We start from the raw sequence: 23,110 nt of genomic DNA on the forward strand, positions 1-23,110 counted from the left end.
GGTATTCTCCGTCTCTTTCCTCGGTCCCGAGGCGCTCGAACAAGTCACTCTTGCGATTCGTGGATGACGATGCCCTGCAGCATGTCGACGTCGCATTCCCAGGGCTTCTCCGAGAGGACTCGCTGCCCGTGTTCGTATCCGGCCTGCCAGCGCGTGCGGATGCCTGAGCGGGTGAAGTCGATGTCCTTGGTGTGGTCCTCGCCGTCCAGGCGGGGCGAAAGCAGCCGCACGAGGTGCATGACCGACGGGCAGCCATAGGAAGCAAGTTCCTTGAACATCGGATCCTCACGCCGCTCCTCGGGAACCAGCCTGCCCATTTCACGCACGACGTGCCGCAGACGGTGCAGTTGCTCCTGCCGAGCCACATGGCTCTTGCCCCGGCTGGCGTATTGAAGGTCCTTTTGCCGACCCATGACCTGCCAGATCGATTTCGGCTCGGTGGCTCGGGGCTGCCACATGTTCACGGCAAAAATCAGCGAGTCGCGCCGTGGACGCGCGTCGAGCACGACCTCGATGGGCGTGTTCGAATAGATCCCGCCATCCCAATAGGGTTCGCCGTCGATACAGACCGCCGGAAACGCCGGCGGCAAGGCGCCCGACGCCATGATGTGCGCCACCGACAGCGTCATCTCACGGGTGTCAAAGTATTTGAGTTCGCTGGTGTTGACGTTGACCGCGCCGACCGTCAGCCGCGTATGGCGCCGGTTGAGATAGTCGAAGTCGATCAGGTCATTCAGCGTCCTCTTGAGCGGATCGGTCGTGTAGTAGGAGGCGTTCTCGACACCCACTTCGCGGTTTACTCCGAACATGGCGCTTGGGTTCGGTTCAAAGAAGCCCGGTATGCCGCGCATGACCGTGCCCATATTGGCAAAGATGTTGCTTGGAACCATCATCCGGAAAAACTCGTCGAGCGGGCTGCTCCGGCTGACGCCGTCCCAGAATTCCTGAAGCTTGGGCAACCGATCCTTCGGCTCGTTCCCTGCGATCAGCGCGGCGTTGATGGCGCCGATCGAGGTGCCGATGACCCAATCCGGTTCAATCCCACCTTCGGCGAGCGCCTGGTAGACACCTGCTTGGTAGGCTCCGAGGGCTCCTCCTCCTTGAAGCACCAATACGGTCTGGCGCTGGACCGAACCATCGGCCTGATGGCCGGTCTCTGGAAAAGTGTCCGAAGCTGACGTATTTCGGGCGATCTTGTTCATAGTCTTTTTGCTCCTCGTTGCCGGATTCAATGGGCTGTCCAGCCGCCTTCGATCGGCATGATGGCGCCGGTGATCGATGCCGCATCGTCTGAGGCCAGGAACAGGCAAAGCGCCGCAACCTGGGCGACGGTCACAAACTGCTTGGTAGGCTGGGCGGCCAGGAGCACATCCTTGATCACCTGCTCCTCGGTGATCCCGCGTGCCTTGGCGGTGTCTGGTATCTGCTTTTCAACCAGCGGGGTCAGCACATAACCGGGACATACCGCGTTGACGGTGATGCCCTGTTCGGCGACTTCCAGCGCGACCGTCTTGGTCAGGCCGGCGACCCCATGCTTGGCGGCGACATAGGCGGATTTGTATGGCGAGGCGACAAGGGCGTGGGCGGAGGCAACGTTGATGATGCGACCCCATTTTCGCTCCTTCATCGCCCGCAGCGCGCGCCGGATGGTATAGAACGACGACATGAGATCGATCGCCACGACCGCCTCGAATTTCTCGATCGGGAATTCGTCGATCGGTGCGACATGCTGAATGCCGGCATTGTTGACGAGGATGTCGACCGCGCCGAACTCGGCGATCGCCTTATCCATCATCGCAGTGATCGCGCCACCCTTGCTCATGTCCGCATTGTCGTAACGAACGGTCACCCCGTGGTCAGCGGCAAGCTTTGCCCGCAGCAGTTCAATCTCACCGGTATCGCCGAAACCATTGAGCACAATGTTGCAGCCCTTGGCCGCGAAGGCCTCGGCGATGCCTTTGCCGATGCCGCTGGTCGAGCCGGTGATGAGTGCTGTCTTTCCGCTGAGCATCGTCGTTTCCTTCGGTTGGAGCCGCGGCCGGGATGGCCGGCAAACGGCTGCGAGCAACGGGCTTGCGCGCCCAGGTCCTGGAGTTCTGCACGGAGTATGGCGAGACGCGCGAAGCAGCGGAAATGCCGTTGAGACATGGATTCGATAGCTGACGGTCAGATCGTAAGCTCGGTGCCGGCGAAGCCGTCGACTTCGCCGCGTTGGCTTGTTTGACGTAGGGTCAACTAGTAAGATCGCGCCGCAACACGGGTCGTGCCGTATGCATGCCCGCTGGGGGAGCGTGCAGTGGAGATCAGTCAGGTCAGATATTTCTTGGCCGTCGCGAAGGAATTGAACTTCACCCGGGCGGCGGAGGAGTGCAACGTCACGCAGCCCGCGCTTTCACGTGCCATCAAGCTGCTGGAGGACGAATTTGGCGGCGCCCTTTTTCATCGTGAGCGACGCTTCACCCATCTAACGGAACTCGGCCGCATGGTCGAAACCTATCTTGAGGGTGTTTTTGAGAACTCCCGGCAGGCCAAGCAGATAGCCGAGCAGTATGTGCATCTGAAGAAGACGCCGCTCAGGGTCGGTATCATGAGCACGATTGCTCCCGACGAGATCATCGAGCTCATCTCGTCCATCCGCGGCCATCACCCGGGTGTGGAGCTTCATCTTTGCGACGCCGACGCGCCGAGTTTACGGCGGCGGCTGCTCGAGGGCGATCTCGAGGCAGCCATTTACGCATTGCCGTCGAACGTTCCCGACGAGGAAGTGCACTCCTTGCCGCTTTTTCGCGAGCAGATGGTGATGGCGGTCCATCTGACCCATCGCCTCGCCAACCAGCGCAGAGTGCAAGTGAAAGACATGAGCAATGAAAGTTACATCCACCGCAACAACTGTGAATTTGCCGGGTATGCGGACGCCGTTCTCTCCGAGCAGGGCGTCACCGTCAGCCCCGTTTACTGGAGCGATCGCGACGATTGGACACTCGCGATGATCGCCGCCGGGCTTGGTTTCGGTTTCATGCCCGAGCATACCGCCAAGCACCCGGGAGTGGTGGCCTTGCCGATCACCGAGCCGGAATTCTGGCGCGAGGTCAATCTCGTCACCGTGCGCGGCCGCAGGCATTCGCCAGCGGTTGGCGCGCTGGTGCGCGAGGCTACGCAGAAAAGGTGGTTCGGTGAGCGGGCGAAGGCATTGTCCGCCGCCGAGTAGCCCTGTCGCGGCGAGCATCCAGCCTAGCATATCCGGGCCACGGATCCCAGGCGCATCGTTTCGCGCTCAGTTTTTTCTGATCGTCGAGGTGACGGACCGGATGACTTCGGTCGCCATCTTGAACTGCGCCTCGCGGTCGGTAATTCCATGCCGCTTGGCGATCCAGTCGAAATCGCTGTAGGCCGCATAAACCGCACCATCCGCAGTCTGATAGACCAGAACACGCACCGGCCAATCGAGCCCGGCTTCCGGATTTGATGTGATGAAGGTCGTCCCAAGCGCCGGGTTGCCAAACATCACCAGCCGAGACGGCCTGACATCGTTGCCGGCATTCTTGCCAAGTCTTGCCTGGTCGATGACGCCAAAGAACTTGATGCCCTTCTTGAGAACATCCCTCTTGATGCGCGCGACCGTCTCGCCGACGGAATAGTCGCTCTTCACCGTCACGACACCGTCCGAAGCTGCGGCTGGGAGAACGATCGCCATCATCATGGCGCCGCCGGCAATCATGGTTTTCAGGTAGTTGGTCATCTCAGTCTCCTTTGTTGGATAGTCAAGATTCTCGGTCGTTAGGTCTCTCATGCCTTTGGAGTTTGAAGCACGCGCGCCACTGCGATCGCGCCGGCGAGGACCGCAGCAAGCACGGCCACGCATACGGTCCAGCCGATCCGGTCGTAGATTTGTCCGATGACGAAGCTGCCGGCGAGCCCGCCGGCATAGTAGGAGGCGAGGTAAATGCCACTTGCGGCGGCGCGGTCGTGCGAGGCGGTGCGGCTAACGTGTCCTGTCGCTATTGCCTGCGCCAGGAAGGTGCCAATTGCGACCAGAGCCATCCCGGCAAGAACGATCGGAAGGCTGGTCGTGAGCAGCAAAAGCAAACCCAGGATCGCCAGCACGAGCGTCGAACCGATGCCGACCCTTGGACCGAGGCCCGCGGCGACACGCCCGGCCAGGGGAGTGGTCAGCATGGAAGGCAGGAAGACGAAATAGACCAGTCCGAGCGCCATCGGCGACAGCGATAGTGGCGCGGCGACGAGCTGGAAATTCACATAGGTGAAAGTGCCGATAAATACGAAGAGGATCAGGAAGCCGATGGCAAAGCATCCGCGCAGCTCGGTGTTTTTCACCGGACCCTTCCAAGCCGCGCGGGCGGGCCCGCCCATCGTGTCGGCACGCATCATCGCGGATGTCTTCTGCAGCGTGAACCAGACGAGAGCCGCGCCAATCAGATTGAGGGCGGCGAATGTCAGGAAGTTGGTGGAAATGCCGAATGTGTCGGCGACGGCGGCCGACATCAGCCGTCCGAAGAAGTTGCTGGCGACGTTGCCGGTCACATAGGCCGCAAGCGCACTCGTCGTCTGCCGCGCGGAAAAATGCTCGGCCAGGTAGGCCATTGTCAGCGTGAACGCGGTCGACATACACAAGCCTTGGCCAACACGCAGCAGGGCGAAGACCAAGATACTGTCGGTCTGCGACAAGAGCGTCGTCGGGATCGCCAGCACCGCAAGGCTGATCCAGATGCCGTTGCGGCGATCGAGGTTCCTGCCGAAAAGCGCCACCGCGATCCCGGCCACAGCCATGCCGAACGTGCTGGCGTTAACGGCAAAACCCATGGTCGCGCGGCTAACGCCGAATTTTATCACCAGCGAAGGCAGGATGGCCTGGGTGGCGAACAGATCGACGAGCGTGAGAAACGCGATCAGGGCAATCAGCCCGAAGCGCCAGCTGTCAGCGGCAACCATGCGCAGCCGCGTCGGTTCAGTCTGTTCACTGGTCGTCATGACAAGGCTCCGTGGCCACACGTCCCCAGGAGATCACCCGAGGACGCGCGTTCAGTTGCTGATGCTGGAATCTGTTCGCCGCGCCGAGCGGCTCACATCATGTGGTCTTCGTGCATTGCCGGCGGCAGGACGTCGGCCGAATAGAGCACCGCGGGCACCTTGCCGTTGTTCTTCCACCAGTGAGCGAGTTGGCCGAACTCGGCGGTCACGTCGCCGGCCGGATGCTCGATGCCGACCTTGCAGGTGCTGCGATATTCGGTGATCGAGCCTTCGACGACGATAATGTTGGCTGGGCGGACATTGTGCTCATGCCACGGCACGACGCCGCCCGGCTGCACGACGAGCTTACGCAGGCGCAGCATGTTGCCTTTCCAGGCCTCGCCCTTGCTGCTCAGATCGATCGCGGAGAGAACCGTGTCGACGACGCCGACCGGCGTGCTTGGATGTTCCTGGATGTCGGTCGTAGCGGCCTGGCCGGCAGGGCAGTCGCCGGCGAAGGCCGGAGCAGCGGAAAAGGCAGCAGTTGCGGAAAGCAGCCCTACCGCAAACGCGAGGTTGAGTTTCTTGGTAGCCATCTTGTATTTCTCCTTTGTCGGTGCCCAAACGCGGGAGGCGGGGCATGACAGGGAGAATGATCGGAGCCGCGAAGGAAGAGAAATGCTGACTGGCTTTCAATTCGATACCTGAAAACTATCGTGAGCCATCATGGCTGCACGCAGACGCATGGCGTCACATGCCACGCCGTGCCAGAATTTCTTGGAGTTTGCTTCAGGCTGCGGTCTTGTGGATTGCCTGGGCTATGGCACTTTCCGGCCAGCCATGCGCCTTGACGCTGTTGACGAAGGCCGATGCCGCCGGCGAGAACCTGCGTCCCGCGACGACGACCAGGGACACTTCCCGCCAGACTTCGGGATCAATGACGGGCCGGACCTGCAAGCCCGGGATCACTGCGCTGAACTCCGGGATGAAGCATATCCCAAGTCCGCCTGAAACCATATTCTGGATCCAGTCCTCGCGCTCGCTGGCGTAGGAGATCCTGAGCTTCACGCCGCGGTCGGTGCACAGTCCGGCGAGGTGATCACGATACTCGCAGTTGAGCCGCCTGAGATAGTTTTCACCGTCGAGTTCGGAGATGGCGACATTGTCGTTGCGAGCCAGCCGATGGCCGTTTGGAAAGGCCAGAACAAAGCGTTCGCGATAAAGCGGGGTCACATCGAACCGGTCTGGAAAGCTGTTGCTCGACGCCATGATGGCAACGTCGATTTCCCCTGATTCGAGCAGTTGGGAAAGCGATGCCGGCACGCCTTCGACCAGCTGCAGCTGGATGCCCTGTTGGCGTCTGTTGAAGTCGGCCAGCAGGCCAGTGAAGCGGCGCGGCCCGATGGTGCACATGACGCCAACTTTGAGGTTGGCATTTTCCAGGCACAAGAATCTCGACGCTTCCTGCCGCACTCCGGTCAGCTCGTCCAGGATCTGCTGGAAACGAGGGCGCAGCAGCACGCCAAGATCGGTGAGGTGGGTCAGGTTTCGCTCGCGGCGAAACAGCAGGCCGCCGACCTCGTCTTCGAGCTGCTGGATGGCGCGAGACAGCGCTGGCTGGGTGACATTGCACTTTTCGCCGGCGCGCGTGAAATTGCGCGTCTCGCACACGGCAAGGAAGTAGCGGATGTGATGAATGTCCATGCCGATTTGTCCCCGTTGCGTCGTCCTTTTTTGCTCAATTGAACCTTGCCGCAAACGACATCAACGTTCCAATGCACCGCTGCTATAAAGTTCATAGCATATCGTCATGGGCTGGCGCGGTTTGGCGCCACTGAAAGGCTTTGGCGACATGGGGGACGGCGGCGAGCAACTTGCTCGCCGTCGCGCTCTGGAAAGCCAGGGTGACGTTCAGCTGTTGCCGCCGAGCTGATGAACTTTCACGCAGAATTCGGCATGGGGCTTGCTCATCGCTGCGTCGTTGCATTCTTTCTTCATGGCATCCCGTTTGTCCTTCGACATAGCGCCCCAGGCTGCTTTGAAGTCGGCATCCGATTTCATCGTCTTCATGCCGGCGTCGGTGAAGAAGGGCTGCATGTTGGACGGCTCGTCGAGCGCGCCGGCGAACGCAACGCCGCCGAGAACGGAAAGTGCAAAGGCGCCGAGGCAGATAGCTTTGATATTCATGGTATGATCCTTCTCTGGAGTTGAGCAATCGTCCCATCGAGGACTGCAGTAATTATCGACAGCAATTTAAAACTCTGTGGTCTCTCCTTGCCGGGATGCACTTTGCTGCAATCGGTGTGGGAGTTGCCAATGCCATCTGCGTATGGAGTTTATGCCGGTTCTGTAGCCAGCCACTGATGGCCTGACTTGCAGCTATTTGGCGCTACCAAGCGCCAGGACGTTTGCGCAGAACGGCGCATGTGCCTTGCTCATCGCCGGGTCGTTGCACGCCCTCTTCATTGCGGCCCGATCTCGCTTTGGCGTGGCTCGCCACGCCTTCTTGAACTCAGCCATCGGCTTCATCGTTTTCATCCCGGCATCTTTGTAGAACGAGGGGAAAGATGCCAGATCGCTGAGGGGGTCGGCGGAGGCGCCTCCCGCAAGAAGACCGAGAGCAATCACCCCTACATACAAGGTTCGTATTTTCATGACGCATTCCTTTGGCTGTCGATCGATTGCCTAGGCGACAGTCGTCGTGCTGGTCAAAACAACCAACCCCTCTGGTTTGCCTGGCAACCAAATTTGCGACGGGCACGCGATGGCGACCAATGCAATCTACCTATGGAGTTCATGCCAGCTTGGCATTTCGCCAGCAGCAGATGATGCGGCAATCTCTTCATCGAACGCCCCCTGGCAGCGTTATGGGATGGAGACCAACACGACGCATATCCAGACCGGAATCGAAACCAGCCGAACCTCCCTAGGCGGCGCAGGCCGTGCGATGGACGACCGGCAACCTGTCGACATTGTCGTGGCAAACGATGCACACGGCGCGTTTGTCTGGGGCGTTCTTGACCGCTTGCTGGATCAGCCTGACCTCTGCTTCGGCAACATTACAGCGTCCGGGTTCGGCGCGATGGAAGCCGCAGTTCTCGCCTATGGTCTGGCCCTGGGCGGCCAGCGTGGTGCACGCACGGCACTCACCAATTTCTGGCGACGCGTCAGTCACGCATCGATGTTGATGGCGGAGAAGGCCAGCCCTCTGAGATCCATCCTGGAGCAGACAATCGAAATTGCGGAGATCCGTAAGAAGACCTGTCCTGTGAAACTCAACATCGTGGCTTCGAATGCCCGCACCGATGCTGTGAAGGTCTTCCCAAGCGATCAATTGTCGATCGATATCATCCTAGCAGCGGCGACGGTCCCATTCCTGTTCCCGGCCGTGGAGATCGACGGTGACACCTACTGGGGTGACGGGGACGTTTCGGTTTTGCCATCGTTCCGGGCCATTGAACCAGGTGCCCAGTTGATCATCGCCGGCAAGCCCTCAAGGTCCATGACGCCCTGTTCGGATCATCGCGTCGCCGCCATGCCCGGCACCCCGAATTTGGCCCGGACACAGACCATCTTCGACGCTGCGCACCGGGCTGGCGCAACGATGTTTTTAAGGCCCTGGACCGACTGGGGTGAACTGACCGCCATGCGCGACAGAGGGCGGAAGAAAGTTGAGGACTGGCTTATGGCCGACCATTTCGCGGACGACCGCGCCGCCGTCGAGAGAAGAGGACGATATGTCTAGGCGCTTCCTCCCCGCCTAGTCGCGCCTGCTTCGCCCGCTCACGAACGCAGGCGGCAAGCCCTCCGGTTCCCCACCGGAGGGCTTTTGCTTGGCAGGGGCTTCAACATAGTGACCGCGTATCAAATCCATGCCGAGACAGCATTTCAGCTCGGCCGCCGGATCAGGGACACTGCTTGCAGACAGGCCGCAAGGTCGGTCTTTCCCTCGAAACGCAACCAGGAGACACGTCTGTGATCAACGCCAAAACCCTCATCGGATCGGCCCTAGCGGCCGCCACTTCGCTGGCCGCAACGGCCGCCTATAGCGGCCCGGCCGCCAAGCCCGCCTTCGCCTTCGAAAAGTGCTACGGCGTCGTCAAGGCTGGCCAGAACGACTGCCAGACCGCGACGCATTCCTGCGCCGGCACCTCCACCGCCGACAACCAGCCGGATTCGTGGCTCTACGTGCCCGCCGGCAGCTGCGCGAAGATCGCTGGCGGCAGCGACAAGCCTAAGGCCTAACCGATCAGACTTCGAGCCAACCCCCTTGGAAGGAGCAGACCGATGTCCCGTGCATTTCAGCGCCTCTCGATCCCCGCATCAGCGGGCATCGGTCTTCGTTCACCTCACATCAGCGAGATGCTGACCCGCAGACCCTCCGCTGGCTGGCTCGAAGTGCATGCCGAGAACTACATGGGACACGGCGCCGGCGTCGAAGCGCTGGACCGGCTGCGCCAAATCTATCCGCTATCGGTTCATGGCGTTGGCCTCTCGCTGGGCAGCGCGCGAGGAGTGGACCGCGATCATCTGGAAAGGCTGCGCAAGGTCTGCGAGCGCTTCCAGCCCGATCTCGTCTCGGAACATCTCGCCTGGAGCGTGGCCGACGGCGCCTACCTGAACGACCTGTTGCCGCTGCGCTATGACGAAGAGGCGCTGGCGATCGTGGCGCGCAATGTCGAGACTGTCCAGGGCGCGCTGGGGCGGCAGGTGCTGATCGAAAATCTGTCTGCCTATGTCGCCTTTGTGGATTCCTCCATGAACGAGGCCGAATTCCTGGCCGAGCTCGTCGCGCGGACCGGCTGTGGCCTGCTGCTGGATGTCAACAATGTCCAGGTTTCGGCGCACAACCTCCAATATGATGCAAAAGCCTTCATCGATGCGCTGCCAGTAGAGGCTATCGGTGAGATCCATCTTGCCGGACATGCGACCAATCACGTCGGGACCGACACCGTGCTCATCGACGATCATGGCTCGCGCGTGCCACCGGTTGTCTGGGCGCTCTACCAGCATGCCATAAGTCGGCTTGGACCGCGCCCTACCCTGATCGAATGGGACACCGATGTTCCTGTTCTCGATGTGCTGCTCGGCGAAGCGATGTGGGCCGACATGCTTTCCGCTTCGATCATGTTCAACCGCAAGCAGGCCGCGAGACAAACGGCGGCCGCAAAACCCCGACCACAGTCCACCCTCGTTTCCTTCGAAACCGAGGCAAGGACAGGCATGCCCGTGCTTGCGGCATTTGCCGTCGCCAAGGCCGGACAGGTCATGCCGTTAGCGTTGCCGCCAATTATACAGGGAGGATATCATGCTGCCGCTTGAAGACTTGCAGACCACCATGGCGCGCTCGGTGCTCTCCATGGAGCCGTTGGTCGCCGCAAAAATTTTGACCGCCGGCAAGGCCGATCCTTTGGCGCGCCTGCGTATCTACCAAAACAACACCCGCAGTTCGCTCACTTCGGTGCTGATGGCGATGTTTCCCGTCACGGTTCGCCTTGTCGATGAACGGTTCTTCCGTTTCGTAGCCAGCGAGTTCATTCGACGGCATCCGCCGGTGGAGTCGCGGCTGGCGCGTTATGGCGCCGGCTTCCCGCGCTTCCTGAAGACGATCGACACACTTTCCGACATGCCGATCGTGGCCGAAACGGCTCGGCTCGAATGGACCATCGCAGAAGCGCTCGACGCCGTTTGCCTGCCGTCGCGAACCCTGTCTGAATATGACGGCACCAATCTGGGACCCTCACCCGATATCCTGTTGCAGCCCTCCCTGCGGCTGATCGTTTCGCACTGGTCGATCCTGTCCGTTTGGACGGCGCACCAGCAAGAGGCGACGATCGACCAGCAGAGTGCCTGGATAAGGCGCCCTCAACGCGTGGCGTTGTGGCGGGCCGGGGATAATGTTCGTCTGGTTCCTCTCGATCGTGCGAATTTTGCGTTCCGGCATTCGTTGAAGCACGGCCTCGGCCTCGAACACGCCATGGGCCGCGCCCTCGCCCTCGATCCGTCTTTCGATCTCGTGTCCGCGCTCGTGCGTCTGTTTGGCGACGAGCTCGTTACGGACGTGCGTATCCCGATACATCCCCTCTCAAACTGATGGAGAAAGTTATGACCGCGATACCAGAATATTCCTCGTCCAATGCTGGCGGTCTTGTCGGCCTCTACAGGCGCGTCATCAAGCTGCCGGAACGCATTCCATTTTCCCTGGTCCAACTCGCGGCCCGCCTCGCGATATCGCATGTCTTCTGGCAGTCCGCGCAAACGAAGCTGGCCTCCTGGCCGGTGACGCTGCAGCTGTTTGCCAACGAATACAATCTGCCGTTCATCGATCCGTCGATCGCAGCGCCTCTGGCAACGACTGCCGAAATCACGGGATCGGTGCTGCTCTTCCTGGGGCTGTTCTCCCGCCTTGGCGCGCTGATGCTGCTCGGTGTCGTATTGGTAATCCAGATTTTCGTTTTCCCGGAGAACTGGGCCGAGCATCTGTTGTGGGCCTCGCTGCTCCTGCTCGTGCTGACCCGTGGTGCCGGCGTCTTTTCGCTCGACTACGTTGCGGAGCGGTCCTTTTCAGCATCCAGAAAATGAACATCTCGACCGGCTAGGGAAGCGCGGTGCGCATCTTCATCGTTCATGCCCACCCGGAACCCAACAGCTTTAACGGCGCACTAACCCGCGCAGCGCAAGTGGCACTGTCCGGCGCGGGACACGAGGTCGCTATTTCCGATCTCTACGCTATGGGCTTCAATCCGGTATCGGATCGAGGCAACTTCACGACCATCCGAGATGCTGACTATTACCGCCAGCAGGCCGAGGAGGCGAACGCGGCTATCCATAACGGTTTCGCACCGGACATTCAGGCCGAGATGGACAAACTCTTCTGGTGCGACGCCTTGATCCTGCAGTTTCCGCTCTGGTGGTTTGGGCTGCCGGCAATCCTTAAGGGCTGGGTTGACCGCGTGTTCGCGTCGGGTGGCCGTATCTACGGCGGCGGCAAATGGTATGATCGCGGCGTCTTCGCAGGAAAGCGCGCGATGTGTTCCGTCACAATTGGCGGCCCGAAGCCGATCTATTCCGACCGCGGACTAAACGGTCCAATCGCGGAAATCCTGTTCCCGATCAACCACGGGATGCTCTACTTTGTCGGCTTCACGGTGATCGAGCCGTTCCTCGTGCATGCACCGGCGCGCATTGGCGACAGCGAGCGACGGGAGCACCTGGCCCGCTATTGCCAACGCGTTCTAGGCCTCGTTAGTGCTCCGACGATTGCGTATCCTAGGCTTGCCGACTTCGACGACAGCTACGTCCTGAGATCGATATGAATTGGGGCTCGTGCGGGACATCAACTCGTGAATCAACGGTTTGGCCATCAGTCAGGCTTTGGCAGGAGGGCTTTGCGCAAACGCGGAGCTACAAAATCAAGAAAGGATCGCATCTTGAGGGGCAAAAGCCCTTGGCCCGCATGGGCGAGGCTGACCGGCATCGGTTCTGGTTCGAACTCTTCAAGAACGGCGACCAGCTTTCCTTGCTCGATCGCCTTTGCCGCTTGATAGGACAGCACCCTGGTGAGGCCTACACCTGCCACGGCCGCGTCGATCGCGGCCTCAGCGGTATTTACAGAAAGGCGTGAGCGGATGGCAACGGTTTGGTCTGCATTCGAACCTGGCATTGAGAAACTCCAGGATGTGGCGGATGCCAAGACGTCGAAGGTGACGCAAGAGACTCCAGAAAGATCGGCCGGCGCCTTTGGCACGCCATGGTCAGCAAAGTAGGCCGGACTGCCGCAGACAACGCGACGCACCGATCCTATCCGCGTCGCCACCATGCTGCTGTCTGGCAAAGGACCAATTCGAACGGCCATATCGACATGGTCGTCGATGAGATTCACATTGCGGTCTGAGAGCACCAACCGCACGTTGATGTCTGGAAAGTGCGAGAGGAAATCATTTATCGCCGGCAGAACATGCAGTCGTCCGAATACGACGGGTGCCGTAATGATCAGATCGCCCTTTGGCGTGTTGTATTCGCCGGAGGCGGTTCGCTCCGCCTCGCCCACTTGCTCCAGGATTTGCTTGCAGGCCGCGACATAGGCGGCCCCGCTGTCGGTCAAGATAAGCCGTCGTGTCGATCGGACGAGCAACCGGGTGTGTAGATAGGCCTCCAACTCTGCAACCTTGCGACTGATCGTTGGAAGGGGCGTTCCAAGTTTGCGCCCTGCCGCGGAGAGACTGCCGGTTTCGACGGCGGCAATCAAAATTGACATTGCTTCGAGACGGTCCATGAAGCCAGCCCTTCCATCAGCTGAGAGGCTATATCTTTGTGACACCCAATACTCTCGTTTGCTGAAAGATAATAGGTAGGTCCCTGTCGCACCGACATCATCGAACAGGAGAGAGACATGTCCCGTATTGCCATCCCAACCCGCGAAGCAGCCCCGGTCGCCTCGCAACCCATTCTCGACGCCGTGAACAAGCAGCTTGGCGTCGTTCCCGGCCTTTTCCGCCTCGTTTCCATTAGCCCTGCAGCTCTGGCGGGCATGACCGGCCTGTCCGGCGCGCTCACTAAAGCATTGGACGTGAAAACCCGCGAACGCATCGCATTGGCCGTTGCCCAGGTAAACGGCTGCGACTACTGCCTGTCAGCTCACACCTATCTCGGCCTCAACCTGGCAAAGATCAGCCCCGAGGAGATTGCGCTCAACCGCAAGGGCGCGTCGGGCGATCCGAAGGCTGACGCGGCGGTGCGTTTCGCGGCCAGGGTGGCGGAGACCCGCGGCAAGGTAAAGGACTCCGACATTGCGGCCGTGAAACTGGCAGGCTTTATCGAGGCTCAAGTCGTCGAGATTGTCGCCGTCGTAGCCGAGAACTTCCTGACCAATCTCATCAACAATGTCGCAGAGACCGATATCGACTTCCCTGTCGTTCGCGCCGAAGCCGCCTGACCGACCGCACTCTCAAACTAAGCCCGGCCTACCGCATGAGGTGGCCGGGCGATTTTGATTCAGCTCGTCGGGCTATCCCAGAGTGGCGGTAACGATGCTGTGAGACCGTAACGGTTAGTCACCATCTGGCGAATAGCAAACTGTCACTCAAGTCCGTAATGGCGGGCTTTCCCAGATGTTGCCGAACTTCAGGCACATCGCACAAAGATGAGGTATGTCGGCAATGCGTCTCGGTGGACTTGTCTCAAAGATTACGCTCGCCCCACCCACCAAACCTGCCGGATGGGCGCCGTTGCCGATAAGGTTGATCGTGGGCTTTGGCTTTTTGGCCCATGGCTACGCCAAACTCAGCAGAGGACCGGAAAGCTTTGGCGCCGTGCTTCAGACACTGGGAGTGCCGGAGCCTCAAGCGCTAGCATGGCTGACCACGCTGGTTGAACTTGTCGGCGGCGGTGCTGTGCTGGCGGGCGCATTTATTCCGATCGTCAGTGTGCCGATGGCGATCGTGCTTTTGACTGCATTGTTCACAGTCCATTCCCAATACGGATTCTTCTCCGTGAAGTTTGCCGAAGTGACAGCCACAGGGATCCGGTTCGGGCCTGTCGGCTACGAAATAATCCTGCTTTACCTGGGCGGCCTTGCAACGCTTGCAGTAGGTGGTCCCGGCCGTTTGTCGCTTGAGACAGTCTTGTCTCGGCCCAAGGGAATCGAGCGCTCGAGATGACCATCCTTGCCCAACCCCAGCACGATCTTTCTGCAATTGAAATCGACGCCATTGAAGACAGTATCTACGCCTACAACCAACATGCTGTTGGGCGCGATGACGCCCAGGGCCTTGGCTTTGTGATCCGCGACGAGGTGGGACGCATCATCGGTGTCGCAACAGGATATTCCTGGGCAGGCACTTCCGAACTCAAACAGATGTGGATCGAAGAGGCGTTTAGGGGACGCGGCTATGCGCGAGAGCTGTTGAACGCCTTCGCCGCCGAAGCCGTCGCTCGAGGCGTCAGGCGGATCTGGGTGCAGAGCCATGATTTCCAGGCGCCAGGACTGTATGAAAAAGCCGGTTTCGTGCGTGTAGCAGAGTTTGCAGATTGGCCCGAGGGACACTCCAACGTCATTCTCTGCAGAACCCTAGAAGCCACGACGGCAACTTCATGACCACCATTCGAATCGCGCAAGATACTGACGCGGAAGCACTTCCCGATATCGAACAGTCGGCTGGTGAGGCTTACCGTGAAATTGCAGCGCTTGCCTGGATCGCCGATGACGACAACCAGACCGTCGAACGCCACCGTGAACTCATCGCCAAGGGCACGTGCTGGGTCGCGGTGGAGCACGACGACCAGCCGGTCGCGTTCCTGAGCGCGGAGATCCAGGACGATACATTACACATCTGGGAACTTGCCGTGCGCCTTGATCGCCAGCGCTCTGGGATCGGACGCGTCTTGCTTGAGAATGCAATCACGGATGCGGGGGGCCGCGGCCTTGTCGCCCTCAGCTTAACCACGTTCCGCGACGTGATCTGGAACGCTCCATTTTACCAAAAGCTGGGCTTCCAGATGCTGGACGATGCGCAAGCGGGAGAGTGGCTTCGTCAGGTGCTGCGTCGAGAAGTCGAACACGGGATGCCAGCAAGCCGACGTTGTGCGATGCGCCTTGTTCTTTCCGAAGCTTGAGCGCCTTAGCATGAGGATTCGCATCCCTTTGACGCGATGAGCCAGGCGACCCTGAGGTAGCACATTCGCTCCGATGTTCTGCCGGCGTATAGGCCCGCTCTCTCTGAGAACTCCAAGGCATCGGTCACGTTCCTGTGAAGCTGTAACAGTCAATCGCTAAGGGGCGAATAGTGGACTGTTATGGCCAGGCCTTCCCCGGAGACGGCATATGGCTTGTCGCCCATGGCGAGTGTTTGGGATCGAGCTGGAGGAGAAAGCCGATGCTAGAGCGCAATCAGGAAAAACTGCCCGACCAGGAAAAGCTGGAGGCCCTGCTAGGAAGGATGGTCGGCGATCTCGGCGCCATCACCACCGGGGCGGCGGTCCTGCTGGGAGACAGGCTCGGCCTTTTCGCGGCAATGAGCGCGGGCGGCAAGATGACCGCCGCACAGCTCGCCAAAAGGACCGACACGCAGGAGCGGCTGGTCCGCGAATGGCTCTCCGCGCAGGCGGCGGCAGGCTATGTCGAATATGACGAGTTGGGCGACAGCTTCTACCTCAGCCCCGAGCAGGAGCAGGTCTTCGTCAACGAGGACAGCCCCGCCTTCATGGCCGGCGCCTTCGAGGTCGTCTCGGTGCTGTGGCTCGACGAGGAGAAGGTCAGACAGGCGTTTCGCTCCGGCAAGGGCCTCGGCTGGCACGACCACAGCGCCTGCCTGTTTCGTGGCACCGAGCGCTTCTTCCGGCCAGGCTACAACGCCAATCTTATCGGCTCCTGGCTGCCGGCGCTTGATGGTGTCGTCGAAAGGCTGGAGCGCGGCATAGACGTCGCCGATGTCGGCTGCGGCCATGGCGCCTCTACCGTGCTGATGGCCAAGGCCTTCCCGAACTCGCGCTTTACCGGCTTCGACTATCACGCCCCGTCGATCGAGCGCGCCCGCGCCGCCGCGAAGGAGGCCGGCGTCGCCGGCAACACCAACTTCGAGGTTGCGGCGGCCAAGGATTTCCCAGGCACCTACGATCTCGTCGCATTCTTCGACTGCCTGCACGACATGGGCGATCCGGAGGGTGCTGCCAGGCACGTGCACAACGCGCTCAAGGCGGACGGCACCTGGATGATTGTCGAGCCCTTCGCCCACGACAAGCTCTCGGCCAACCTCAACCCGGTTGGCCGCATCTACTACGCCGCCTCGACCTTCATCTGCACGCCTGCGTCGCTCTCCCAGGAGGTCGGGCTGGCCCTCGGCGCCCAGGCCGGCGAGGCGAGGCTGCGCAAGGTCGTGTCGGGTGGCGGGTTCAAGCGGTTCCGCCGCGCCACCGAAACCCCGTTCAACATGGTTCTCGAGGCACGCCCATAAGGCTGGCCAGGCAAAGAGAGTCTTCGCAATCGCATTGGAGGAAGGCATGACTGCTTACAACGTCGTTCGGTTCCGCACCAAGCCGGGCAAGGAACAGGCATTCATCGATGCACACAAGAAAGCGAGCCTCGACGTCACGGGCTTCCGAAAGGCCGCTCTGATCAAGACCGGCGACCGGACCTTCTGCGTCGTCGGTGAATGGAACGACATGGACAGCCTCGCGGCGGCACGGCCGCAGATGATCGGCCTTTTGGACACCATGCGAGACATGCTGGAGGATCTCGGCGGCGACCTCGGCGTGACCGATCCTGTCTCCGGAACGGTCGTCGCCGATATCAGGACCTGAAGGGGCTCAGCTGCGGGCTTGGTGTGCACCGATCGAGCATCAGTGTGGGGGCCAATCCATCAAGTCGGCGGGCGACGCACGAACTGCTGGAGCGCGACCAGTCTTCGACGTATAATTAGGCCCAATTTCGGGAGGACGAGCCATGAATGCAGTGCCTCAATGGCGGCTCGCAGGCGACTGGTTCGACATCTGCAGCTGCGACATCCCTTGCCCTTGTGAGTTCGCCCAGCGGCCGACCGGCAATCACTGCCAGGGCGTGCTCGCCTGGCATGTGCGCGAGGGCCAGTATGGCGAGGTGAAGCTCGACGGCCTGACGCTGGTGGCGCTCGGCGAGTTCGAAGGCAATCTATGGGCCGGCGAGGCAAAGGCCGTGATGGGCATGTATCTCGACGAGAAGGCGAATGAGTCGCAGCGCGAAGCCCTGCAGGCGATCTTCGGCGGCCACGCCGGCGGCTGGCCGGCGGGCTTTGCCGCCAATGTCGGCGAGATGCGTGGCATGGAGTTCGTGCCAATCATTTTCGAGGTGGCGGGCGACCTCGCCACCTGGCGGGTCGAAATTCCTGGCCTTGTCGTCGGCCGCGCGGAAGCGCTTTCGGGTCCTACAACACCGCCCGGCAAGCGGGTGCAGACAATCAACCCGCCGGGCTCGGAGGTCGGCCCGGGCCAAGTTGCCACCTGGGGGCGTTCTGTCGAGGTGAGCACCAAAGGCTTCGGGCTCGACTGGACTGGAACGGCCCGCTCGAGCAAGCACATTCCGTTCGACTGGACCGGCCCGAATTAGGGCGTGTCGATGCCTGACGCGTTCCCCAGGAAAACGTGGCGGCTCCGGAATTTGCGTGGCATGCCACTCGGCCTTCTCGCATCGCTCGCCGGACTGACAGCTGCGGCGTGGGCACTCACCCTCTACCAGACCTTCAGCATGGGTATGCCCATGGGCATTGCCGTGCGCGGCGGTATGGAGGGTATGGAAGGCATGGCCGGCATGGCGATGGCCGGAATTGCCGCCGACGACTGGTCATTTGCCGGCGCCGCCGCTTTTCTCGCTGTGTGGACCGTGATGATGGCGGCCATGATGCTGCCAGCTGCAGCGCCCATGATATTTATGTTCGCGGCGGCGCAGGCTAGGCGCGAACAACATGTGGCGATCCCGACGTGGACCTTCGTCGCGGGCTATCTGCTGGTTTGGGCAGCGGCGGGCCTTGTAGTATATGTCCTGGTCCAGCTCGGTAGCGACGTTGCAACGAGCCTCGATCCGCCCCAGCGTTTGAAATGGGCACCGCTCGCACTCGGTGCCACACTTGGCGTCGCCGGGCTCTACCAATTCACGACCCTCAAGCACATTTGCCTCAGCCATTGCCGTTCGCCGCTCGCTTTCGTTGCGCAGCACTGGCGCGACGGGCGTCTTGGCGCGCTCAAGATGGGGCTGCGCCACGGTCTCTATTGCTTTGGCTGCTGCTGGGCGCTGTTTGCCGTGCTGGTCGCGACCGGCGTCATGAGCGTCGCTTGGATGCTGCTTTTGACGCTGCTCGTCTTCGTCGAGAAGCTGCTGCCCCGTGGCCGCCGCTTCGAAGGTGGTTTGGGCGTTGCTTTAGTGGCCCTCGGGATCATCGTATCGCTGGGGGCGATCGATATGCCTTGGATGGGCGGCTAGACGAGCAGGAGCATAAGCATCTCTGCTGTGACGGCAGATGCTTTCGACGGCAATCCATTCGCATCGCGCTGGTTTTTTAGTAGGCTGTCGCGAGGAAAGGTTGAGGATCCGACGTGACGGTAGTCGACAATCGTCTGCTCGAAAGCAAGATGACCAAGGTGGAGCAGGCGCGAGCCTGGAGCCCACGCGTCATCTCGAAATTCGAGACGCTGATCAAGAGCGCTGACGACCACTCACTCTATCGCGTTAATCCGCTGAGCTTTGCTCGCGACCGCGCAATCGCCGAGCCTGAAGCAATCGACCTCTTCCTTCATGCCGCCCGCTGTGGCTTGTTCGACATGAGCTGGGATGTGCTGTGTCCCCAGTCCGGGATGGTGCTCGATAGTTTTGGCGCCCTGCGCACGCTGAAGACCCACTACGTCTGTGGCCTGTGCGACGTATCGGGCGAGACCGACCTCGACGACTTCATCGAGGTCACCTTCTCGGTATCGCCGAAATTACGGCGCCTGCCTTACCACGATCCCGAGACACTCCCTGTTGAGGATTTTCACTGGAAGCTCCACTTCGGACATGATGGGCGGCTACCGGGGCAAGACGTTCGCTTTCTTGACGTTCTGCGCGGCTTCGTTCGGGGCATGACGTTTCTGCCGCCCGGCACCACCACAGTGCTCCGCGCCGACCTGGGACCGGGCGCCCTTTCTGGCGTCAACGTGCAGACCCAGGCCGCATTCGCTGTGCCAATATCAGGCGATCCGGCGTTGGAGCCGACGCTTCTGAAGATCGATTATGACGGCAAGCGTTTCGTGCCGGCGTTGCCCACTGTGCCACCTGGCCCGATTGTCATCGAGGTAGCGAATAGAGGGCCAGTGCGAGGTTCGTTGCTTGTCATCAACTGGCCGCCCGAGCTTGTCGCGCTGACCACCAAGCCGGCGCTCGATTTCGACCCTTATGTTTCCGGTGGAGCGCTGCTTGCGCGGCAAACCTTCCGCCAGCTCTTCCGGTCCGAGCGTGTCGACGAGAAGGAGGGGCTCGGCATCCGGCAGATCACCTTCCTGTTCACGGACCTCAAGGGTTCGACCGCCATGTATGAGCGCTTAGGTGACCTCAACGCCTATGCTTTGGTCCGCGAGCATTTCGCTCTGGTCAACGCTGCGGTTCAGCAACATTCCGGAGCGGTGGTCAAGACGATTGGGGATGCGGTGATGGCTGTATTCTCGCGGCCGTCGGATGCGATTTCGGCCGCACTCCACGTCTTTGAAGAAATCGATCGCTTTAATGGCGACCACGACGGGCCGGGGATCATCCTCAAGATCGGGGCCCACTGTGGACCGTCGATCGCCGTGACACTCAACGACAACCTCGATTATTTCGGCCAGACCGTGAATGTCGCTGCACGGGTGCAGTCCTTGGCCGAAGCCGGACAGATCTGCATTTCCGAGGCGCTCTATTCCGCGCCCGGGGTTCGCGAAATGCTTGCCGGCCATCGTGTCGTGGCTTTTGACGCGCCTCTTCGGGGGGTGCAGGGTGACGCAACTGTCTATCGCATCATGCGCGGATAGACACGATTGCGTGCCAACGCCATTTCGCACCGCCCAGGAGCCGGAACTTAGGGCCTCAGTCAAGGTCGTGAGCAGTTCGATGGGATAGGCTGGTGCTGCGAGAGAGGATTGAACTCTCGACCTCTCCCTTACCAAGGGAGTGCTCTACCACTGAGCTACCGCAGCCGCCGATGGCGGGCTTCTGCCATATCGAACCGGCAAGCGCAAGGCCAAGAACAACGCTTCTGTGAAAGCCTTTGCCGGATAGCTTTCAATGACATGGCGGCGCCACAATGTTGGCTATCCCTGAATGGGGTATCGGCTAAGAGGCAGCCGGGGCGGGACGATGAGCGATAAGACAATTCCAGCCAAAAAGGGCGGGACGGACCGCAAGAACCGGCTCGCCGAGCAATTGCGCGCCAATCTGCAGAAACGCAAGGCGCAGTCGCGCTCGCGCCGTACAGGTGAAGCCGACCAGCGGCCGGATGGGCTCGGTTCGGACAAGGAAATGCAGAAAGATTAACTCAAATCGGCCACTCTTGGCCCGGATGCTGGGAAATCCTATTTCTTGAACCAGGCCGGCCAATGGTCTAGACGGGCCGATACTCAAACGATTGAACCGGCCTTTTTGGCCGAGAGGGACATTCTCTAATGGATCGCATCAGAATTGTCGGGGGCAACAAGCTCTCCGGAAGCATTCCGATTTCGGGCGCGAAAAATGCCGCTTTGCCCTTGATGATCGCCTCGCTGTTGACCGACGACACGCTGACTCTGGAAAACGTGCCGCATCTGGCCGATGTCGAGCAGCTGATCCGCATCCTCGGCAATCACGGCGTCGACTATTCGGTCAATGGCCGCCGCGAGAAGCAGAATGAGGGCTATTCGCGCACCATCAACTTCTCCGCCCGCAACATCGTCGACACAACGGCGCCCTATGAGCTGGTGTCGAAGATGCGGGCGTCATTCTGGGTGATCGGGCCGCTGCTGGCCCGCATGGGCGAGGCCAAGGTGTCGCTGCCCGGCGGCTGCGCCATCGGCACGCGCCCGGTCGACCTGTTCCTCGAAGGCCTGCAGGCGCTCGGCGCCGATCTCGACGTCGACACCGGCTATGTCATCGCCAAGACCAAGAATGGCCGCCTCATCGGCAACCGCTTTGTGTTCCCGAAAGTGTCGGTCGGCGCCACCCATGTGCTGATGATGGCGGCTTCGCTGGCCAAGGGTGAGACGGTGCTGGAAAACGCCGCCTGCGAGCCCGAAATCGTCAACCTCGCCGAATGCCTCAACGCCATGGGCGCCAAGATTTCCGGCGCCGGCACGCCGACCATCACCATCGATGGCGTCGAATCGCTGTCGGGCGCGCGCGTGCGCGTCATCCCCGACCGCATCGAGACCGGCACCTATGCCATGGCAGTCGCCATGACCGGCGGCGACGTTGTGCTCGAAGGCGCACGCCCCGAGTTGTTGCAGACCGCGCTGGACGTCATTTCGCAGACGGGTGCGGAGATCACGCAGACCAATTCCGGCATTCGCGTGAGGCGCAACGGCGCCGGCATTTCGCCGGTCGACGTGACGACCGCGCCCTTCCCGGCCTTCCCGACCGATCTGCAGGCGCAGTTCATGGGCCTGATGACCATGGCCAAGGGCAAGTCGCGCATCACCGAGACGATCTTCGAGAACCGCTTCATGCACGTGCAGGAACTCGCCCGGCTCGGCGCCCACATCACGCTTTCGGGCCAGACGGCGATCGTCGACGGCGTCGCGAAGCTGAAAGGTGCGCCTGTCATGGCCACCGATCTTCGCGCTTCCGTCTCGTTGGTCATCGCCGGCCTCGCCGCCGAAGGCGAGACGACGGTCAACCGCGTCTACCATCTCGACCGCGGCTTCGAGCGGCTGGAAGAAAAGCTGTCCAACTGCGGCGCTGTGATCGAGCGGATTTCAGCCTGACGACCGGACGGCGGCAGCTTCAGACGAAGACTGCTCCGTACGGCCTTCATCACGCTGCCAATACCGCAAACCCGAGGCAATTGCCTCGGGCGGAAGTCGTGTCGCGGTTGCACCGGCCGGAAAGACCGCCTAGAGCCTGTTTTATCTCGATGAGATCGGGACAAAACAGGCTCTAGTTTTTTTGTTTGAGCATGATCTTTTCCGAAAACCGGTTTCCACTTTTCGGGATCATGCTCTAACAGAAGGCTGAAACCAACCTTAGGTGCAAATTCCGCATGGCCCTCAAGCTTATCGCGCTCGACGACCAGGATCTGGGCATCGTTTCGGCTCATGTCCAGGACGCTGTCCTGAAAGTCAGTGATCTCGAATACCTGCCTGCGGCCAAGCGTTTCGTGCTGACCATGAACCGTTTCGTCTGGGAGGCGAAGTCGGGCCTGTTCCGCCAGCACAATGAGCGGCGGCAGGCCGTGCTGCATTTCGACCGGGTGCTCGGCGCCAAGACCAACGGCATTGCCCGCAACAAGCCGGCCGAGGTGCTGTCCCTGCTGGCGATCAGCTTCATCGAGATCAGCAAGCCTGCCGGTATCGTCGAGCTGATCTTTTCCGGTGGCGGCACCATCATGCTCGATGTCGAATGCATCGAAGCCCGCCTTACCGACATCGGCGGCGCGTGGGAAGCCACGTCGCGTCCCGTCCACAAGGCTTGAGCGCC

At 60.9% G+C, this 23,110-nt stretch carries 28 protein-coding genes and 1 tRNA gene; 19 read left to right on the forward strand and 10 right to left on the reverse strand.

Going from position 1 to position 23,110, the window contains the following annotated elements; translation table 11 throughout:
* Positions 1–44: 44 nt before the first annotated feature.
* Both AC56QX_RS00585 and AC56QX_RS00590 read right to left on the reverse strand, forming a co-directional pair.
* On the reverse strand, positions 45–1,202 hold the full coding sequence (locus AC56QX_RS00585) for a patatin-like phospholipase family protein (RefSeq protein WP_497113223.1): 1,158 nt from the start codon (positions 1,200–1,202) through the stop codon (positions 45–47).
* 26 nt (positions 1,203–1,228) lie between these two features.
* Positions 1,229–2,011 (reverse strand): 3-hydroxybutyrate dehydrogenase, encoded by a 783-nt coding sequence (locus AC56QX_RS00590; RefSeq protein ID WP_497113225.1) that lies wholly within the window; start codon positions 2,009–2,011, stop codon positions 1,229–1,231.
* A gap of 285 nt (positions 2,012–2,296) precedes the next feature.
* On the opposite strand from AC56QX_RS00590, the gene AC56QX_RS00595 reads away from it, so the two are divergent.
* The gene (locus AC56QX_RS00595) at positions 2,297–3,208 is read left to right on the forward strand and encodes a LysR family transcriptional regulator (RefSeq protein ID WP_497113226.1); all 912 of its coding nucleotides are present in this window, start codon (positions 2,297–2,299) and stop codon (positions 3,206–3,208) included.
* Positions 3,209–3,274: 66 nt separating this feature from the next.
* On the opposite strand, the gene AC56QX_RS00600 is transcribed toward AC56QX_RS00595, so the two are convergent.
* The 6 genes from AC56QX_RS00600 to AC56QX_RS00625 all read right to left on the reverse strand — a co-directional run bounded on the left by AC56QX_RS00600 (position 3,275) and on the right by AC56QX_RS00625 (position 7,623).
* Entirely contained in the window at positions 3,275–3,739 is a 465-nt protein-coding gene (locus AC56QX_RS00600; protein ID WP_497113229.1) for a DUF302 domain-containing protein, read from the reverse strand.
* 47 nt (positions 3,740–3,786) lie between these two features.
* Entirely contained in the window at positions 3,787–4,989 is a 1,203-nt protein-coding gene (locus AC56QX_RS00605; RefSeq protein ID WP_497113230.1) for an MFS transporter, read from the reverse strand.
* Between the two features lie 92 nt (positions 4,990–5,081).
* Complete coding sequence (locus AC56QX_RS00610) at positions 5,082–5,564, reverse strand: cupin domain-containing protein (protein ID WP_497113231.1); 483 nt, start codon at positions 5,562–5,564, stop codon at positions 5,082–5,084.
* A 193-nt stretch (positions 5,565–5,757) separates the two neighbouring features.
* Positions 5,758–6,672: a LysR family transcriptional regulator gene (locus AC56QX_RS00615; RefSeq protein WP_497113233.1), complete on the reverse strand. Its 915-nt coding sequence runs from the start codon at positions 6,670–6,672 to the stop codon at positions 5,758–5,760.
* A gap of 207 nt (positions 6,673–6,879) precedes the next feature.
* On the reverse strand, positions 6,880–7,155 hold the full coding sequence (locus tag AC56QX_RS00620; protein ID WP_497113235.1) for a hypothetical protein: 276 nt from the start codon (positions 7,153–7,155) through the stop codon (positions 6,880–6,882).
* 192 nt (positions 7,156–7,347) lie between these two features.
* Positions 7,348–7,623: a hypothetical protein gene (locus tag AC56QX_RS00625; RefSeq protein WP_497113237.1), complete on the reverse strand. Its 276-nt coding sequence runs from the start codon at positions 7,621–7,623 to the stop codon at positions 7,348–7,350.
* Between the two features lie 46 nt (positions 7,624–7,669).
* On the opposite strand from AC56QX_RS00625, the gene AC56QX_RS00630 reads away from it, so the two are divergent.
* From AC56QX_RS00630 to AC56QX_RS00655, 6 genes are all read left to right on the forward strand, one after another.
* Positions 7,670–8,713, forward strand: coding sequence for a patatin-like phospholipase family protein (locus tag AC56QX_RS00630; RefSeq protein WP_497113239.1), 1,044 nt, complete (start codon positions 7,670–7,672; stop codon positions 8,711–8,713).
* Between the two features lie 230 nt (positions 8,714–8,943).
* Entirely contained in the window at positions 8,944–9,213 is a 270-nt protein-coding gene (locus AC56QX_RS00635; RefSeq protein ID WP_023766714.1) for a BufA1 family periplasmic bufferin-type metallophore, read from the forward strand.
* A gap of 42 nt (positions 9,214–9,255) precedes the next feature.
* The gene (gene bufB / locus AC56QX_RS00640; protein ID WP_202359982.1) at positions 9,256–10,290 is read left to right on the forward strand and encodes an MNIO family bufferin maturase; all 1,035 of its coding nucleotides are present in this window, start codon (positions 9,256–9,258) and stop codon (positions 10,288–10,290) included.
* Positions 10,277–11,062, forward strand: coding sequence for an HvfC/BufC family peptide modification chaperone (locus AC56QX_RS00645; protein WP_497113241.1), 786 nt, complete (start codon positions 10,277–10,279; stop codon positions 11,060–11,062). The genes bufB and AC56QX_RS00645 overlap by 14 nt, the downstream gene beginning before the upstream one ends.
* Positions 11,063–11,073: 11 nt before the next feature.
* Complete coding sequence (locus AC56QX_RS00650) at positions 11,074–11,550, forward strand: DoxX family protein (RefSeq protein ID WP_497113242.1); 477 nt, start codon at positions 11,074–11,076, stop codon at positions 11,548–11,550.
* Positions 11,551–11,576: 26 nt separating this feature from the next.
* Positions 11,577–12,284 carry an NAD(P)H-dependent oxidoreductase gene (locus tag AC56QX_RS00655; protein WP_497113243.1) on the forward strand — a complete coding sequence of 236 codons (708 nt, stop codon included), beginning with the start codon at positions 11,577–11,579 and terminating at the stop codon, positions 12,282–12,284.
* Positions 12,285–12,331: 47 nt separating this feature from the next.
* Here AC56QX_RS00655 and AC56QX_RS00660 read toward each other — a convergent pair whose 3' ends face one another.
* On the reverse strand, positions 12,332–13,243 hold the full coding sequence (locus tag AC56QX_RS00660; RefSeq protein ID WP_497113244.1) for a LysR family transcriptional regulator: 912 nt from the start codon (positions 13,241–13,243) through the stop codon (positions 12,332–12,334).
* Positions 13,244–13,360: 117 nt separating this feature from the next.
* Here AC56QX_RS00660 and AC56QX_RS00665 point away from each other — a divergent pair, with 117 nt between their 5' ends.
* The 9 genes from AC56QX_RS00665 (at position 13,361) to AC56QX_RS00705 (ending at position 20,475) form a co-directional block, all read left to right on the forward strand.
* Positions 13,361–13,903 carry a carboxymuconolactone decarboxylase family protein gene (locus AC56QX_RS00665; protein WP_497113245.1) on the forward strand — a complete coding sequence of 181 codons (543 nt, stop codon included), beginning with the start codon at positions 13,361–13,363 and terminating at the stop codon, positions 13,901–13,903.
* Positions 13,904–14,117: 214 nt separating this feature from the next.
* The gene (locus AC56QX_RS00670; protein WP_497113246.1) at positions 14,118–14,627 is read left to right on the forward strand and encodes a DoxX family protein; all 510 of its coding nucleotides are present in this window, start codon (positions 14,118–14,120) and stop codon (positions 14,625–14,627) included.
* Positions 14,624–15,064 (forward strand): GNAT family N-acetyltransferase, encoded by a 441-nt coding sequence (locus tag AC56QX_RS00675; RefSeq protein WP_497113247.1) that lies wholly within the window; start codon positions 14,624–14,626, stop codon positions 15,062–15,064. Before AC56QX_RS00670 ends, AC56QX_RS00675 begins: the two co-directional genes overlap by 4 nt.
* Positions 15,061–15,582: a GNAT family N-acetyltransferase gene (locus tag AC56QX_RS00680; protein WP_497113249.1), complete on the forward strand. Its 522-nt coding sequence runs from the start codon at positions 15,061–15,063 to the stop codon at positions 15,580–15,582. The genes AC56QX_RS00675 and AC56QX_RS00680 overlap by 4 nt, the downstream gene beginning before the upstream one ends.
* Before the next feature lie 260 nt (positions 15,583–15,842).
* The gene (locus AC56QX_RS00685) at positions 15,843–16,919 is read left to right on the forward strand and encodes a class I SAM-dependent methyltransferase (protein ID WP_497113251.1); all 1,077 of its coding nucleotides are present in this window, start codon (positions 15,843–15,845) and stop codon (positions 16,917–16,919) included.
* A 46-nt stretch (positions 16,920–16,965) separates the two neighbouring features.
* Positions 16,966–17,265: a putative quinol monooxygenase gene (locus AC56QX_RS00690; protein ID WP_497113252.1), complete on the forward strand. Its 300-nt coding sequence runs from the start codon at positions 16,966–16,968 to the stop codon at positions 17,263–17,265.
* A 142-nt stretch (positions 17,266–17,407) separates the two neighbouring features.
* Positions 17,408–18,046: a DUF1326 domain-containing protein gene (locus AC56QX_RS00695; protein ID WP_497113253.1), complete on the forward strand. Its 639-nt coding sequence runs from the start codon at positions 17,408–17,410 to the stop codon at positions 18,044–18,046.
* A 60-nt stretch (positions 18,047–18,106) separates the two neighbouring features.
* Positions 18,107–18,916, forward strand: coding sequence for a DUF2182 domain-containing protein (locus AC56QX_RS00700; RefSeq protein ID WP_497113254.1), 810 nt, complete (start codon positions 18,107–18,109; stop codon positions 18,914–18,916).
* A 113-nt stretch (positions 18,917–19,029) separates the two neighbouring features.
* A complete protein-coding gene (locus tag AC56QX_RS00705; RefSeq protein ID WP_497113255.1) occupies positions 19,030–20,475 on the forward strand; it encodes an adenylate/guanylate cyclase domain-containing protein in 1,446 nt (481 codons plus the stop codon).
* Positions 20,476–20,565: 90 nt separating this feature from the next.
* Here the strand turns inward: AC56QX_RS00705 and AC56QX_RS00710 are convergent.
* A tRNA-Thr gene (locus tag AC56QX_RS00710) sits at positions 20,566–20,640 on the reverse strand.
* Between the two features lie 160 nt (positions 20,641–20,800).
* Here AC56QX_RS00710 and AC56QX_RS00715 point away from each other — a divergent pair.
* The 3 genes from AC56QX_RS00715 (at position 20,801) to AC56QX_RS00725 (ending at position 23,105) form a co-directional block, all read left to right on the forward strand.
* Positions 20,801–20,977, forward strand: a complete 177-nt coding sequence (locus AC56QX_RS00715; RefSeq protein ID WP_497113256.1) for a hypothetical protein — start codon at positions 20,801–20,803, stop codon at positions 20,975–20,977.
* A gap of 128 nt (positions 20,978–21,105) precedes the next feature.
* Positions 21,106–22,398: a UDP-N-acetylglucosamine 1-carboxyvinyltransferase gene (gene murA, locus AC56QX_RS00720; protein WP_497113257.1), complete on the forward strand. Its 1,293-nt coding sequence runs from the start codon at positions 21,106–21,108 to the stop codon at positions 22,396–22,398.
* A gap of 275 nt (positions 22,399–22,673) precedes the next feature.
* Complete coding sequence (locus AC56QX_RS00725; RefSeq protein WP_497113259.1) at positions 22,674–23,105, forward strand: DUF2948 family protein; 432 nt, start codon at positions 22,674–22,676, stop codon at positions 23,103–23,105.
* Positions 23,106–23,110 lie beyond the last annotated feature (5 nt).

It is taken from the genome of Mesorhizobium sp. RCAM 06353 (genome assembly GCF_059683585.1).